At 49.9% G+C, this 14,425-nt stretch carries 13 protein-coding genes and 3 tRNA genes; 9 read left to right on the forward strand and 7 right to left on the reverse strand.

Annotated features, from left to right (window positions below; translation table 11 throughout):
- Nucleotides 1-22: 22 nt before the first annotated feature.
- Both C8N40_RS07250 and C8N40_RS07255 read right to left on the reverse strand, forming a co-directional pair.
- On the reverse strand, nt 23-1,381 hold the full coding sequence (locus C8N40_RS07250) for a sigma-54-dependent transcriptional regulator (RefSeq protein WP_108211122.1): 1,359 nt from the start codon (nt 1,379-1,381) through the stop codon (nt 23-25).
- Between the two features lie 310 nt (nt 1,382-1,691).
- Complete coding sequence (locus C8N40_RS07255) at nt 1,692-2,522, reverse strand: DUF1206 domain-containing protein (protein ID WP_170114038.1); 831 nt, start codon at nt 2,520-2,522, stop codon at nt 1,692-1,694.
- Between the two features lie 221 nt (nt 2,523-2,743).
- Here C8N40_RS07255 and C8N40_RS07260 point away from each other — a divergent pair, with 221 nt between their 5' ends.
- The gene (locus tag C8N40_RS07260; RefSeq protein WP_170114039.1) at nt 2,744-3,331 is read left to right on the forward strand and encodes a DUF4136 domain-containing protein; all 588 of its coding nucleotides are present in this window, start codon (nt 2,744-2,746) and stop codon (nt 3,329-3,331) included.
- Nucleotides 3,332-3,372: 41 nt separating this feature from the next.
- Here the strand turns inward: C8N40_RS07260 and C8N40_RS07265 are convergent, their stop codons facing one another.
- Both C8N40_RS07265 and C8N40_RS07270 read right to left on the reverse strand, forming a co-directional pair.
- Nucleotides 3,373-4,026 (reverse strand): HD domain-containing protein, encoded by a 654-nt coding sequence (locus C8N40_RS07265; protein WP_108211124.1) that lies wholly within the window; start codon nt 4,024-4,026, stop codon nt 3,373-3,375.
- A 63-nt stretch (nt 4,027-4,089) separates the two neighbouring features.
- Nucleotides 4,090-4,551: a hypothetical protein gene (locus C8N40_RS07270; protein WP_170114040.1), complete on the reverse strand. Its 462-nt coding sequence runs from the start codon at nt 4,549-4,551 to the stop codon at nt 4,090-4,092.
- 102 nt (nt 4,552-4,653) lie between these two features.
- Here C8N40_RS07270 and C8N40_RS07275 point away from each other — a divergent pair, with 102 nt between their 5' ends.
- The 5 genes from C8N40_RS07275 (at nt 4,654) to gmd (ending at nt 10,982) form a co-directional block, all read left to right on the forward strand.
- A complete protein-coding gene (locus C8N40_RS07275; RefSeq protein WP_108211125.1) occupies nt 4,654-5,535 on the forward strand; it encodes a DUF481 domain-containing protein in 882 nt (293 codons plus the stop codon).
- Between the two features lie 137 nt (nt 5,536-5,672).
- Complete coding sequence (locus C8N40_RS07280) at nt 5,673-6,455, forward strand: polysaccharide biosynthesis/export family protein (protein WP_108211126.1); 783 nt, start codon at nt 5,673-5,675, stop codon at nt 6,453-6,455.
- A 10-nt stretch (nt 6,456-6,465) separates the two neighbouring features.
- A complete protein-coding gene (locus tag C8N40_RS07285) occupies nt 6,466-8,841 on the forward strand; it encodes a GumC family protein (RefSeq protein ID WP_108211127.1) in 2,376 nt (791 codons plus the stop codon).
- Between the two features lie 37 nt (nt 8,842-8,878).
- The gene (fcl, locus tag C8N40_RS07290) at nt 8,879-9,814 is read left to right on the forward strand and encodes a GDP-L-fucose synthase (RefSeq protein WP_108211128.1); all 936 of its coding nucleotides are present in this window, start codon (nt 8,879-8,881) and stop codon (nt 9,812-9,814) included.
- A 49-nt stretch (nt 9,815-9,863) separates the two neighbouring features.
- On the forward strand, nt 9,864-10,982 hold the full coding sequence (gene gmd / locus C8N40_RS07295) for a GDP-mannose 4,6-dehydratase (protein ID WP_108211129.1): 1,119 nt from the start codon (nt 9,864-9,866) through the stop codon (nt 10,980-10,982).
- A gap of 129 nt (nt 10,983-11,111) precedes the next feature.
- Here the strand turns inward: gmd and C8N40_RS07300 are convergent.
- From C8N40_RS07300 to C8N40_RS07310, 3 genes are all read right to left on the reverse strand, one after another.
- Nucleotides 11,112-11,185 (reverse strand) — tRNA-Asp (locus tag C8N40_RS07300).
- 57 nt (nt 11,186-11,242) lie between these two features.
- Nucleotides 11,243-11,316: transfer RNA gene (locus C8N40_RS07305), tRNA-Asp, on the reverse strand.
- 63 nt (nt 11,317-11,379) lie between these two features.
- Nucleotides 11,380-11,453: transfer RNA gene (locus C8N40_RS07310), tRNA-Asp, on the reverse strand.
- A 223-nt stretch (nt 11,454-11,676) separates the two neighbouring features.
- Between C8N40_RS07310 and C8N40_RS07315 the strand changes: the two genes are divergently transcribed.
- From C8N40_RS07315 to C8N40_RS07325, 3 genes are all read left to right on the forward strand, one after another.
- Nucleotides 11,677-12,627 (forward strand): acetyl-CoA carboxylase carboxyltransferase subunit alpha, encoded by a 951-nt coding sequence (locus C8N40_RS07315; protein WP_108211130.1) that lies wholly within the window; start codon nt 11,677-11,679, stop codon nt 12,625-12,627.
- 123 nt (nt 12,628-12,750) lie between these two features.
- Nucleotides 12,751-13,593 carry an MBL fold metallo-hydrolase gene (locus tag C8N40_RS07320; protein WP_108211131.1) on the forward strand — a complete coding sequence of 281 codons (843 nt, stop codon included), beginning with the start codon at nt 12,751-12,753 and terminating at the stop codon, nt 13,591-13,593.
- 1 nt (nt 13,594) lies between these two features.
- Nucleotides 13,595-14,359 (forward strand): patatin-like phospholipase family protein, encoded by a 765-nt coding sequence (locus tag C8N40_RS07325; protein WP_108211132.1) that lies wholly within the window; start codon nt 13,595-13,597, stop codon nt 14,357-14,359.
- Nucleotides 14,360-14,425 lie beyond the last annotated feature (66 nt).

A 14,425-nucleotide genomic window follows, 5' to 3' on the forward strand; every position in this document is an offset into this window, starting at 1 on the left:
AAGCGCAGATTTTATACTTTGCTCACTTAGAAACCAACTCCTTGTTCTGGAGCATCCGGTAGATGGTGGATTTGCCAACGTCGAGTTTCTCGGCCACCAGCAGCACATTATGGTCATACTTGTTCAGGAAACGCTGGATGATATCGGTGGTATACTCGCGCAGCGTTCGCTCCTTGGCCAGGAAATCAACCTCTCGGTTGCTGACAGTCAGGTTAATATCATGCGGCATGATGACGTTGTCGTCGGCCATCACCACAGCCAGTTCTACCAGAGCCTTCAGCTCACGCACGTTCCCGGGGTAAGCGTGGGAGAGGAGCTTTTCCTGCGCCTCCGTGGAGAGTGTCATTTTGCCGAGGCCGTTCTCTTTGGCAAAGGCATCCATAAAGTGCTTTGCCAGCACCAGTATGTCGGGACCGCGCTCCCGAAGAGGAGGGAGGTGAATGGGCAGGCCCAGCAAACGGTAATAAAGGTCTTCGCGGAAGTTGCCTTTCCGTACTTCCTCTGCCAGGTCTTTGTGGGTGGCTACAATGATGCGGGCGTTAACGGGCACCACACTGTTTCCGCCCACGCGCGTGATTTCTTTTTCCTGCAGCACCCGCAGCAGCTTGGCCTGCAGGCTGATATCCAGCTCGCCAATCTCATCGAGGAAGATGGTGCCTTTGTTGGCTTCCTCAAACTTGCCCAGCCTGCGTGCTATTGCCCCGGTAAAGGCGCCTTTCTCATGCCCGAAAAGCTCGCTCTCGATTAGCTCGCGTGGGATGGCGGCCACGTTCACAGCCACATAGGGCGACTTCTTCTTCGCGCTGTTATAGTGTATGGCTTTGGCCACGAGCTCTTTGCCGGTGCCGGTCTCGCCGCTGATAGACACGGTGATGTTGGTTTTGGCCGCTTTGCCCATCATCGTGAACACCCGCTTCATGGCATCGCTGTTGCCGATGATGAAGTTGCCGAAATCATACTTCTGCCCGATCTCCTCCCGCAACTGGTCAATCTCCTGGCGCAGCGATACGTTCTCACGGATTTTGTTGATCGTGTTCCAGAGGCGCTCCGGGGTGTCCTCGTCCTTTACAATATAATCGTAGGCCCCTTTTTTAAGCAGGTCTACTGCGGTGGCTACGTCGTTTTGCCCGGAGATGATGATGACCTGTGTATCGGGGCTCTGCTCTTTTATCTTGCTCAACACCTCCGCACCGTTCTTGTCGGGCAACGAGTAGTCGAGGGTTAAAACATTGGGGCGCTCGTAAAGGCTGCTAAGGCAATCTTTAGCGGAATGAAATTTCTTGAGTTCGTAATCAGGGTTTAGGGATAGATGATATTCCAGCAGTTCGCTGTACCACACATCATCATCAAGTATAAAAATCTTAAAAGAGCTGTTTTTCATGTAGCAATCAGGTAGTAGCAGGGTGCCCGTTTATAAAGATAGCGTGTTGTAATTAGGTTGAAATAATACAACAGGTTCCTAATCTTTGGTGCGGTTAAATTTTGCGCTAAGTAATTGAAATTAACGCGCTTTTGCAAAACGCTGAGCTCTTTTTTAAGGGTGATACCGGGCCGCAGCCAGGCTTTATACTTTTAAGAATGGTTATATTTTAAAACACGGTTATGTTCACCTCCTGATGGGTGTAAAACACGAGCGCCTTCTTTGGTATTGAACATACTGAAGAAGGCGCTCGTGCAAGGGGCATCTGTGCTTAAGCCCTGATGGGTTGATACTTAGCTCTCAGGAACATAAACACGCCGTAAAGGATGAGTCCAAGGGCCACGGCACCAAGTATAAAAGAGCCGTAGGAAGAGTTCTCGAGCAGCGCGAAGGCTTCGCTGTTGCCACCCGCCTCTGAGGCCCTTGCCTTGAGGGCGGCTTGCAGAAAGAGGTAGCCAATGAGGAGCCATACTATGCCACGGGCCATGTAGCCCAGCTTGCCTGCCCGGATGAGCAGGTGCTCTGCCTCGTGCTGCACCCGGCTGGTGTGTACTTCCTTTTTATACTTTTCAGAGAAGCCGTAATAGATTTGGTAAATGCCCGCTGCTATGGTTCCCACGGCCACAATCCCCACCAGCCACTGGCCAAAAGGCTGCTCCAAAAGACTGGCAGTCAGGGTTTCCCGGGAGTCTGTGCCCCCGCCACCACTGTCGCCGATCACCATGCGCGCCGCCAGAAAGGCAAAACCGCCATATACCAAACCGCTGAAAGCATAGCGCAGGCGCCTGGCTATGCCTTTGGCATCAGATCCTTTGTCCTCAGTGTCCTTGATGGCCTGCATAAAGCGCCAGATGGCATAGCACAGCAGGCCGATGGCCGTAAGCCCCAACAGCACGTTGCCGGCAGGCAGGTCTTGTATGGTTTTCAGCACCCCTGTGCGTTTGGTATCATCAGTCGATTGCCCACCGATTTCGAAAGCGGCCATAAAGGCCAGAAGCCCTATCAGGCTATATACTACCCCTTTGGCAGCCAGGCCAAAACGGGCGAAGTTCTCCACCCACTGCGGCGGTGGGCTGGGAACATAAGAAGTAAGGTCAGTCATAAGTTTTGTTCATAGTTTATACTTCCGTACACGGATTTGGACTGTTCATGGTTGCTGGCCGGGGACGTTCCGAACCAAAGTCATATCACTGTAGTATGTGGTACAATGCATCATGGCCGCCTGAGTCAATCATACATGTATACTTTTTATTATATTTGTACACGTTCCAAGGCTCTGGCTTCCGGGTAATCTGTAGCCAGTTTTTTTATACTTTAAATTCTATGAAAAACCTCCTTTCATCTGTACTTGTCTGCCTGTTTATACTTGGTGCTACAACGCTATCCTCCTGTGTTACAACTTCCGCCTCGCTGGGAGCTAAAGCTATCAAAGCGCCTTATGCATCCAGTCTGCGTACTGCCAAAACCTATGCCTGGTACCAGCCAAGCCCCGCCGCCCAACCGGAGTACCTGAAAGGCTATAAACCAGCACTGCATGCGCATTTGGTGGAGGCAGTGGAGAAGGAACTGCAGGAGCGCGGCTATTCCAAGGTGGAGAAAAATCCGGATGTCCTGGTGGCCTACGACGTCAGCGTGTCGGTGCCGGAAGAGAAGGATAGGTCCGAGAACTTTGCAACGGGCTTTGGCTATGGTTACGCCTACATGAGCGGGTTGCGCTACACGTATGGCCATGCCGATATGCCCGGCTACCGTAGCGTGGATCTTTTTAAGGAAGGAACCCTGATCATTGATTTGATTAACCCCAGATCGAACATGCTGCTATGGCGCGGATGGGCAGAGGGTGCCATCAACTTTAAGGCCGGAGCAGGAGCCGTGGGCAAAAAGGTGGAGGAGGTACTGGAGCAGTTATAAAGTATACTTCAAGTCTAAATTAGGCTTTGAGAGCAGCCGTATTACCGCTCTCCGTCCCATTCAGCGAAAAATTGACTGAGAAAATCCTCCATGTACTGATGCCGTTGCGCGGCCATTTGCCTGGCAGTTCCGGTGTGCATCCGGTCTTTGAGTAGCAGCAGTTTCTCGTAGAAATGGTTGATGGTGGGGGCGGTGCTGCTTTTATACGCCTCGAAGCTCTCGTGCAGTACAGGTTTTATATTGGGGTTATACATCTCCCTGTTTTTATGGCCTCCGTAGGCAAAAGCACGTGCAATACCCATGGCCCCGATGGCATCCAGGCGGTCAGCGTCCTGCACTACTTTGCCTTCCAGCGTGGGCATGGCCGAAGAGGTGCCGGCTCCCTTGAAGGAAAGATCCCTGATAATGCTGCACACGTGCTCGATGGTTTTTTCCTCTACCTGCTGCTGCTCCAGCCACTCCCGTGCCAGGCGTGGCCCCACGGTTTCGTCCCCGTTGTGAAATTTATGGTCGCCGATGTCGTGCAGCAGCGCAGCCAAATCCACCACAAATAAATCAGCGTTTTCCTTCTGAGCAATTGTTCTGGCGTTGTTCCATACTCTAAGCACATGCCACCAGTCGTGCCCCGAGCCTTCCCCGGATAATTTCTTTTGTACGTACTCGCGTGTTGCTTCTACGATGGAACCAGAATGCATGCCCTTTTATACTTTGCCCGCCGCAAAGCTAAGAAAAATCTTTGTGGGAGCGTTAATGCAATATTAAGCCAAGGCAGGTTCAGGGGTTCTACCAGACAAAGTATAAACCGGCAACTGCTCCTCCAGCACATCAGCCCATGTGGTTAAGTATAGGACCACGTCATCGCGCAGGTTATGCTTCAGGTGCCTGCGGTGTTGTGGCAAACGTGCTGTTACCAGCGGGTGGGAGAGCGCCTCCAGGTGCGCCAATTCTTCCCGCGTAAAGCCTACCTCCAGCATCTGATCTATGATTTCATCCATCGGGAGGCCGCTATGCGGGCAGTAGTCCCGGAGCTGTTCCCGCCAGTCGCCGTAGCGCCACATCGCAGCGCCGTGAATCTGGCCTTTTGTATACTGGGTGATGGTTTGGGCCAGGTGACCGCAGTTGCAGCTTCCCATGTGCCCCCATTCATACGTTGCGCCATTTGCCAGCCTCGCAGCAGTCTCACGCAAAGCCATCATCAGTTTATAGGAGTCCCTTGCCATAATTCAGATAGTTAAAAAGTATAAAAAGGATTTTCAGGAACACGGCTTTTATAAGCGGTTCTGTCTTTGTTCCTTTGTAATATATCCGTCAGAATTTGCTAAATGTTTGCCCTGCAGCAGAAATTAGAGCTCAAAATTACCGTGTCGATACCTTCCGTTAAAGTGATTTGCCTTGTGTTTGCCATGGTATGTGCCCTCTTGTGCCTATCCCCCAAGGGAGCCTCGGCTCAGATTCTAAACATTGAACGTGCCCGTGTGGAGCGCGATTCTGCGGGTTATTTTACGGGGAAGGGTGGTCTGAGCTTTTCGATGTTCAACCGGAACGCTGGCAAGGATAACCCCAACAACTATCTGCAGCTCACCTTCAACGGCGATGTGGCCTACATTTCACAGAAGCATAGTTACCTGTTGCTTAACTACTATAATTATCTGCTGGTTAACTATGATTCGGAGGAGCTTCGCAATACAGTTGCCAGCACTGGTTACTCCCATTTCAGGGTAAACTTCTTGCGCAGGAAGCGCCTCTCTTACGAGGCTTTTACCCAGGTGCAGGCGGATAAGGCAAGGGGACTGGAGCTGCGGACACTGGCCGGTGGGGGCATCCGCTACCGCTTGCTTTCCGGGGATGACGGCAGCGTATACGTTGGCACGGGCCTGATGCATGAACACGAGGAATGGGAGAATCCGGACATGGAGCAGCAACTCATTGTTTCCGACTTGTTTAAATCGACCAACTACCTCAGTGGAAAGGTCAAGCTTAGTGAGCAGGTAAGCACAGAAGGCATTGCTTACTATCAGGTGGGCCATGATAAAAGTATAGACAGGTTCAGAAACAGGATAAGCGGGGATATTACCCTGCAGGTGAAGCTCACGAATGTGTTTTCGTTTAAGACAAATTTCAACTGCGTGTATGAAGATAAACCTATAGTACCTGTTACCAGGTTCGTTTATACTATTTCCAATGGCATTCAGGTGCAGTTCTAAGTGGAAACGATAAATATAAATGGACAAAAAACTGCAAGCGGAAACAATAATTTCATAATTTTACCATTTCAGACATTACTATACCTAGAGAATAAATAGCCTTTTGGCTTACTTACGAAGTGAGGAATCATAATCCAATGCGCAAAACCCTTATCGCATGGTGGTTCGTTGTAGGATTGGCCTTTTTTGCCTCCTGCGTTCCACAAAAAAAGCTCCTGCTGCTGCAAGAGAACCCTGAAGTGAAAGACCAGGGCAAGGCAGACGAGCTGCTGAAAACATTTGATCTTAAGAAGCCTGTTTATACCCTTCGGACAGGTGATGTCCTTTCCCTAAGGGTGCAGTCAACCACTCCTCAAGAGTATGACTTTCTTAGCGCTGGTACCACCACTTTTGGCGCAACCGATCCGGTTTTAGACGGCTATACGATTGACGAGGCAGGGGACATCCTGCTACCCGTTGTGGGAAAAATCCGTTTGGGCGGCCTCACCATGCCGGAAGCCAGAGGGGTGGTAACCGAGGCTCTTAAACCCTACCTGGCCAACCCAACCGTGAATTTGCGCCTGCTCACTTTCCGCTATACTATCGTGGGTGAAGTAGGAAGGCAAGGGCAGTTCACTACCTACCAGGATAATATCAACGTGGTGGAGGCCATCGCTAATGCCGGCGGCTTGAGCAGCTATGCAAACCGCGGCAAGATTAAACTCATTCGCTACGAAGAAGGCCAGGCAAAAGTATATGCTTTCAGCTTACTGGATGAAAACACCCTGGCAATGAACAACTTTTACCTGAGGCCTGATGATATGATTGTGGTAGATCCGCTGCCTGCCAAGTTCTTCCGGGAGAATGTATTGGGTACCTTCTCGCTTGGCTTCGGTTTGATTGCCTCCGTTGTCCTATTATATACCAGATTATCAAGATAACCTACATAAGTTGGAATCGACATTCAATCCCGAAGAAAACAGCTTCATAGATTTTAAGGCACTTTTAAACTCGGCCATTTCCAAATGGTATCTGTTTGTTATTGGTGCTGTTATCGCCCTTTCTGCGGCATGGCTGGTGAACCGCTACACAGTTCCCCAGTATGAGGTGTCTTCTTCTGTCATGTTTTCCGGGGACCCTACCAAAGGTGCCTCCGCAGCAGCGCTACTCTATGGAACCGAGCTTTTTAAGGGCGCTCAGGGACTTACCAATGAGTCGATACTGTTGAAGACAAAGTCACTGGCTCGTCAGACATTAGATAAGCTGGACTTCCGTGTCAGCTATTATGTAAAAGGTAATGTGCTGATGTTGGAGGCTTATAAGGGGGATGCTCCCATTCAGGTAACCTTCGACACGACTGCAGCGGCTATTCCCTATAATGTCACGTTTAAGGTTAGCCCGCAGGATGACCAGAATTATAGCTTATCAACTGAAAACCTGAAGTGGAACGACAAGGTAGCAGATAAGTCCTTCAAGTTTGGACAGTCCTACCTCATCGATGATTTTGCGTTTTCCATTGACTTACTGAAGCCGGAGGCCTTTAATGGGAATGAGGTTATGTTTTCCATCAACAACCTGGATGACTTGGCCCGCAGGTATGCGTCTAACCTTGCTGTAAAGCCTTACGGTGGCGATGCCTCGGCACTCGTTCTAACCGTAGCTGGTTCGACACCCAAGAAGGATATTGATTACCTGAATGCTCACATGGAGACCTACAGGCAGAATAACCTGGATATAAAAAACTCCAAGGCTGTAGGTACTCTTAATTTTATTGACCTTCAACTACAGCAGATTAGTGATTCGTTATACTTTATCGAATCCCGACTGGAGGACTTTAAACGACGTACGGCGGCGATGAACTTAAGTGCTGCTGGTGCTAGAGTTGCAGGCGAGCTCGAGTCGCTTGAGCAGCGGAAAGCGGAACTGCTGTTAACAGCCCGCTATTATGATTACCTTTCCACATATCTGGGCAAAGAAAACCCTGAAGAGGTTATTCAGGCGCCTGCAACATTAGGCGTTAGTGATCCGGTATTGAATGCATTGGTTTCGCAATTGGTTTCTCTTCAAACAGAACTAAGTGTGGCTTCTACGGGGCAAGGGCAGGATAATCCGGGCATCAAGCTGAAGCGACAGCAGCTAAATGAGGTAAGATCCTCCTTGCTGGAGAACCTCAACAGCCTGAAGGATGCAAACCAGATTGCCTTGAGAAATCTGGACCAGCGTATAAATACTGCGGCAGCTGAGTTGCAAAAACTGCCTTCTTCTGAAAGACAGCTGATCAACATCCAAAGGCTTTATAGCCTGAGTGAAAACCTGTACGTGTTCCTGATGGAGAAACGTGCGGAGGCCGGTATTGCCAAGGCTGCCAACACCTCCGATGTAACCATTCTCCGGGAGGCCACTATCAGTAACCAAACTGCGCCACTCCCGCTCCGGAACTACGGTATCGCCCTGGCCATTGGGCTTGGTTTGCCATTTGCCCTTATTTTTGTGAAGGAGCTGATGAACAACAAGATCCATACTGTGGAGGATATTGGCAAGTATACAGAACTACCTCTGCTTGGTCTTGTGGGGCATAACAAAAAGGAGGAGAATTTATTGGCCAATCTTAGCCCGAAGTCCGCGCTGGCAGAGGCGTTCCGGACGGTCAGGTCTAATTTGCGGTACATGACCGGCGTTAGTGACGCTACAGCCGATGGTGGAAAAATTATTGTCATCACCTCCTCTATCAGCGGCGAGGGAAAAACCTTCTCTGCCAAAAACCTGGCCTACATTATTTCCATATCAGGGGAGAGGACTCTGCTGGTGAACGCGGATATGCGCAAGCCTAACAATAATACGGACTTAGGGGTAACTAATAGCCTTGGCCTCAGTAACTACCTGGCCGGACACGCCACGCTGGATGATGTGATCAATACTACGATTCAGGAGCACCTGCATGTGCTGCCTTCGGGCGATATACCGCCTAACCCGTCGGAGCTATTGCTAAGCAGCCGGATGACTGATCTGGTGGCAGAACTGAAGCGCCGCTACGACTATATCATTATGGACACGCCGCCAGTTGGTATACTTTCCGATGGCCTGGAACTGATGCAGATTGCTGATGCCAATGTGTTCATGGTACGGCAGGATTATACTATCCGGGACTTCCTGAAGAATGTGCAGCTACAGTATGAGTCCGGTAAAATTCGTAACACAGCCATCCTGTTCAATGACGTCAATTACAAGAAGTTGAACTATGGGTATGGCTACGGTTATGGGTATGGCTATGGGTATTATGCCGAGGATAACGAAACAAAGTCCTGGTGGAAACGAATAAGGGGGTAATCCCCTTTTTTCGTTTTTAACTTTCGTGTAATTCTTTATGCATAAAGACTCTAAAATTTATGTGGCAGGCCATAGAGGAATGGTTGGCTCTGCCATTGTCCGCACCCTTCAAAAAGAAGGCTTTACCAATATCATCACCCGTACCTCTCAGGAACTAGATCTCAGAAACCAAGCTGCCGTGGAGCACTTCTTTGAGGAAGAAGGGCCGGAGTATGTATTTCTGGCGGCTGCCAAGGTGGGCGGCATTCAGGCCAACAATACCTACCGCGCCGACTTTTTGTACGACAACCTGATGATAGAGGCCAACATCATACATGCCGCTTATAAACATGAGGTGCAGAAGCTAATGTTCCTGGGGTCCTCCTGCATTTACCCTAAAATGGCCCCTCAACCCCTGAAGGAGGAGTTCCTGCTGACTGGGCCGCTGGAACCAACCAACGAGCCCTATGCCATCGCTAAAATTACCGGCATCAAGCTTTGCGAGTCGTACCGTGATCAGTACGGTTGCAATTTTATCAGCGTGATGCCTACTAATTTGTATGGTTATAACGATAACTACGACCTGAATAACTCCCACGTGCTCCCAGCCTTAATCCGAAAGTTCCATGAAGCCAAGGAATCTGGAGCTCCTACCGTAACGGTATGGGGGACTGGTAGCCCGCGTCGTGAGTTTCTTTTCGCCGATGACCTGGCGGAGGCCTGCCTGTTCCTGATGGAGCGTTACGACGGCCGTGAATTGGTGAACATTGGCACCGGAGAGGATATCACCATCAAGGAACTGGCGCTGCTGGTAAAAAAGGTAACAGGGTATGAAGGGGAAATTGTGTTTGACACTTCCAAACCGGACGGCACCCCGCGAAAACTCATGGATGTATCCAAATTGCATTCGCTTGGTTTTAAGTACTCTACAGACCTGGAGGAAGGAATTGCATGGGCATACGCAGATTTTAAAAACAAATTTGTAGAAGTATAGTATATATACCCGTTTACAGAAATCTATACTTATTACAAACCCTTTACAGATGAAAACTGCCCTTATTACCGGAGTAACCGGCCAGGACGGAGCGTACCTGGCAGAGTTACTTCTCAGCAAAGGATATAAAGTGCACGGTATCAAGCGCCGTAGCTCCAGCTTCAATACAGACAGGATCGACCACCTATACCAGGACCCGCACGAAAAGAACATCAACTTTAAGCTGCACTACGGCGACCTGACTGACTCCACTAACCTGATCCGCATTATTCAGGAAACGCAGCCGGACGAGATCTACAACCTGGCAGCTATGAGCCACGTGAAGGTAAGTTTCGACACGCCTGAGTATACAGCCAACGCTGACGGCTTAGGCACACTGCGCATCCTGGAGGCTATCCGTATACTTGGCCTTACCAAAAAGACGAAAGTATACCAGGCTTCTACCTCCGAACTTTATGGCCTGGTACAGGCTGTGCCGCAGTCTGAGACAACGCCATTTTACCCGCGTTCACCGTATGCAGTGGCAAAGCTTTATGGCTATTGGATTACGGTGAACTACCGTGAGGCCTACGGCATGTTTGCCTGCAACGGTATCTTGTTTAACCACGAGTCGCCACTTAGAGGCGAAACTTTTGTGACAAGAAAAATCACCCGCGCAGCTGCCCGTATTGGACTGAATCTACAGGAAAAGTTATACTTAGGTAACCTAGATGCCAAGCGCGACTGGGGTCATGCTAAGGATTATGTAGAGGCTATGTGGCGCATTCTGCAGCAGGACGAGCCGGAAGACTACGTTATTGCGACAGGTGTAACTACCACCGTGCGCGACTTCGTGAAAATGGCTTTTGGAGAGCTTGGAATACAAATTGAGTTCAGTGGCGAAGGAGTGGAGGAGAGAGGCTACGTAGCCGCCTGCAACAACCCGGATTATCAGGTGGAAGTTGGCAAAGAGGTAGTATGCGTGGATCCGAACTACTTCCGTCCAACAGAGGTGGACCTGTTGATAGGAGACGCCACCAAGGCCAAAGAGAAACTGGGCTGGACACCGAAGTACGACTTGCCGGCTTTGGTAAAGGATATGATGGGGTCGGATATTGAGTTGTTCAAACGCGACAGCTACCTGGTAGAAGGAGGGCACAAGGTATACAACTACCACGAGCTTCAATAACAAAAGTATAACGTATACATTTATAGTCTAGAAAAAGCCGGTTGCAAACAGCAACCGGCTTTTTCTATGGCATAGGGTATAGGCACAAAAAAAGAGCTTATACCTGAAGTATAAGCTCTTTAAGAAGAGCGGTCTGGACGGGACTCGAACCCGCGACCTCCGCCGTGACAGGGCGGCATTCTAACCAACTGAACTACCAGACCAAAATTTTGAAAGATGAGCCTTCTGCTCTTTTTATAAAACCGCAGTTATTAATTCTGCGGTCTGGACGGGACTCGAACCCGCGACCTCCGCCGTGACAGGGCGGCATTCTAACCAACTGAACTACCAGACCTAATGTTTTTGATGATGCAGCGCCTCTTGCTGCTGCTTTGCGTCTACCGCAGTTATTAAGCTGCGGTCTGGACGGGACTCGAACCCGCGACCTCCGCCGTGACAGGGCGGCATTCTAACCAACTGAACTACCAGACCTAATGTTTTCCTTAACCGTGACTGTTAAAGTGATGCAAAGGTATGTTCTCGGATTCAATTGTGCAAATGCTCAGCATCATTTTAGGCCTATATTTTAACCCCGTTTCTAGAACAGCTTCATTTACAGCCAAATTATTTTAAAGGACAAGTATAAATTTACGGTTCTACTGCGTTCATTGGCAGAAAATCTTAAATTTGTAGCGCTAAACACAGCTACGAAACTATGCTTTTAGATTTTGAACAGCCTATAGCTGCACTGGAGGGCAAACTGCAGGAGATGAAAAAACTGGCCGAGGAGAGTCAGGTGGATGTGTCCGAGGCGGTTAAGGCGCTCGAAGAGAAAATCAAGACACTTAAGAAAGAGACTTACGCTAACCTTACACGCTGGCAGCGTGTTCAGCTTTCCCGCCATCCCGACAGACCTTATACGTTAGATTACATTCACGGTATCACCGAGAAGTTTGTAGAACTGCACGGCGACCGCACTGTGAGCGACGACAAGGCCATGGTAGGTGGTTTTGGAGAACTGGATGGCCGTAGCGTGATGTTCATCGGTCAACAGAAGGGCCGTAACACCAAGCAGCGCCAGATGCGCAATTTCGGGATGGCCAACCCGGAAGGGTACCGAAAGGCCCTGCGCCTGATGAAGATGGCCGAGAAGTTTAACAAGCCTATCGTTACCTTCATCGACACTCCGGGTGCTTTTCCTGGTCTTGAGGCAGAGGAGCGCGGACAGGGGGAGGCGATTGCCCGGAACCTGAAGGAGATGTTCATGCTGAAAGTACCGGTTATCTGTATCATCATTGGCGAGGGAGCCTCAGGCGGTGCGCTGGGCATTGCTATCGGCGACCGTGTGATGATGCTGGAAAATACCTGGTACTCGGTTATCTCCCCGGAGTCCTGCTCGTCTATTCTTTGGCGCAGCTGGAACTACAAAGAGCAGGCGGCTGAGGCGCTTAAGTTAACGGCTTCGGACATGCTCAAGCACAAGCTTATTGATGGCATCATCAAAGAGCCGCTCGGGGGCGCACACCTGGACCCTAATAAGATGATGACAACCCTTAAAAAGGAAGTTATCAGATTACTGGACGAGCTCGGAACCATGGACCCGGAGGAACGTATCATGGAGCGTATCGAGAAGTTCTCTAATATGGGCGTGGTGCTGGAGGCGTAAATTCAGCACAAATACCTATACTTATAAAAATGAATTAGAGGCGGGAGCAGCAGTTCTTCACTCTAATTCATTTTTATTTATAGCCTGTCAGAAGTATAAACCCTAACCCAATCACACAGCAAAATGAAACTACACGTTATCGACACAGGATTTTTTAAACTGGACGGCGGCGCCATGTTCGGCGTGGTTCCCAAAACACTCTGGCAACGTACCAATCCTGCCGATGAGAATAACCTGTGCACGTGGGCTATGCGCTGTTTATTGATTGAGGACGGTGATAAGCTGATTCTGATTGACAACGGGATAGGGGATAAGCAGGACGCGAGGTTCTTCAGCCACTATTACCTGCATGGGGAGGCATCGCTTCTGGGCTCCCTTAAGGCAGCGGGTTTCTCCCCGGAGGACGTGACAGACATGTTCCTGACGCACCTGCACTTCGACCATTGCGGTGGCGGGGTAAAGTATAAAAACAGCAGCGGCGGGCTTGAACTCGTTTTTCCCAATGCTACCTACTGGTCTAACGCCGACCACTGGAAATGGGCCACAGAGCCGAACCCACGGGAGAAGGCATCCTTTCTGAGAGAAAATATACTTCCCATGCAGGAGAGTGGCCAGCTGAAATTTGTCGACCCTGCTGCGCCTTCGCCTTTTCCGCAGTTCGATATCTTTTTTGCCGACGGCCATACCGATAAGATGATGGTGCCCATCCTGAAGTATAAGGGCCGGAAACTGGCCTATATGGCCGACTTACTGCCGTCCGTGGGGCATATTCCGCTGCCTTATGTGATGGGGTACGATACCCGGCCGCTGCTTACCCTGGATGAAAAGGCACGCTTCCTGAACCAGGCGGCCGACGAGGAGATGGTGCTGTTTTTGGAGCATGATGCGGTAAACGAGTGCTGCACTGTGCAACATACCGAGAAGGGCGTGCGCCTGGGAGAGACATTTAGTCTTTCAGAAGTATAAGATGCGGGTAGGGCTCGCGTTATCCGGGGGCGGGGCGAGAGGCATCGCACACCTGGGTGTTTTAAAAGCGCTGGATGAGCAGGGGGTGAAGGTCAGTATGATTTCCGGAGTAAGCTCTGGTGCGATTGCAGGCGTATTGTACGCCTACGGTTATACGCCTGACGAAATCCTGAAGCTGATTAAAGAGCTGAGCGTATTCCATGTGATGCGGCCGGTGTTCGGGAAACGGGGCTTGCTGCACCTGGAGGAGGTTGAGAAGCTGTTTAACAAGTATCTGGGGCCGCAACTCCGGTTTGAGGACCTGAAGATTCCGGTGGTGGTAAGTGCGACAGAGATGAATGAGGGCGTGACAGCTTATTTTTCTTCCGGGAGTGTAATCAAACCCTTGCTGGCTTCTTCTGCTGTGCCTATACTTTATCAGCCCGTTCTGTATGAGGGTAAAACCTTGAATGACGGGGGACTGCTCAACAACCTGCCTATCGAGCCGCTGCATAATAACTGCGACGTGAAGATAGCCGTACACGTAAACCCTGTGAATCACCAGGCACAGATTACTACCCTGACAGGCATGATAGAGCGCACTGTCATGCTGGCCATCAATAACAATGTGAAACTCCGGTTGAATAAATGCGATTTGTTTCTGGAGCCGAAGGAGCTGAAATCCTACCGTTTAACGAGTTTCCGCAAGGCTGATGAGATATTTGATGTGGGCTACCGGTACGCCATGCACATGGAGCGGTACATCAGGCAGCATGTCAATAAATAATCTAAGCATTTTAATAAATAAATATTAAATATCGTATATTTTTTTGTCTTTGTAACGTAGAATTGT

Origin of the sequence: Pontibacter mucosus (genome assembly GCF_003054055.1) — a bacterium.
GTDB classification, from domain to species: Bacteria; Bacteroidota; Bacteroidia; order Cytophagales; family Hymenobacteraceae; genus Pontibacter; species Pontibacter mucosus.

Excerpts from the sequence above, each read along its gene's own strand:
- gmd (WP_108211129.1), top strand. The coding sequence starts at position 9,864 with ATGAAAACTGCCCTTATTACCGGAGTAACCGGCCAGGACGGAGCGTAC.
- C8N40_RS07260 (WP_170114039.1), top strand. The coding sequence starts at position 2,744 with ATGAAAAACCTCCTTTCATCTGTACTTGTCTGCCTGTTTATACTTGGT.
- C8N40_RS07250 (WP_108211122.1), bottom strand. The coding sequence starts at position 1,381 with ATGAAAAACAGCTCTTTTAAGATTTTTATACTTGATGATGATGTGTGG.
- C8N40_RS07265 (WP_108211124.1), bottom strand. The coding sequence starts at position 4,026 with ATGCATTCTGGTTCCATCGTAGAAGCAACACGCGAGTACGTACAAAAG.
- C8N40_RS07325 (WP_108211132.1), top strand. The coding sequence starts at position 13,595 with ATGCGGGTAGGGCTCGCGTTATCCGGGGGCGGGGCGAGAGGCATCGCA.
- C8N40_RS07270 (WP_170114040.1), bottom strand. The coding sequence starts at position 4,551 with ATGGCAAGGGACTCCTATAAACTGATGATGGCTTTGCGTGAGACTGCT.
- C8N40_RS07315 (WP_108211130.1), top strand. The coding sequence starts at position 11,677 with ATGCTTTTAGATTTTGAACAGCCTATAGCTGCACTGGAGGGCAAACTG.
- C8N40_RS07280 (WP_108211126.1), top strand. The coding sequence starts at position 5,673 with ATGCGCAAAACCCTTATCGCATGGTGGTTCGTTGTAGGATTGGCCTTT.
- C8N40_RS07275 (WP_108211125.1), top strand. The coding sequence starts at position 4,654 with ATGTTTGCCCTGCAGCAGAAATTAGAGCTCAAAATTACCGTGTCGATA.
- C8N40_RS07255 (WP_170114038.1), bottom strand. The coding sequence starts at position 2,522 with ATGACTGACCTTACTTCTTATGTTCCCAGCCCACCGCCGCAGTGGGTG.
- fcl (WP_108211128.1), top strand. The coding sequence starts at position 8,879 with ATGCATAAAGACTCTAAAATTTATGTGGCAGGCCATAGAGGAATGGTT.
- C8N40_RS07320 (WP_108211131.1), top strand. The coding sequence starts at position 12,751 with ATGAAACTACACGTTATCGACACAGGATTTTTTAAACTGGACGGCGGC.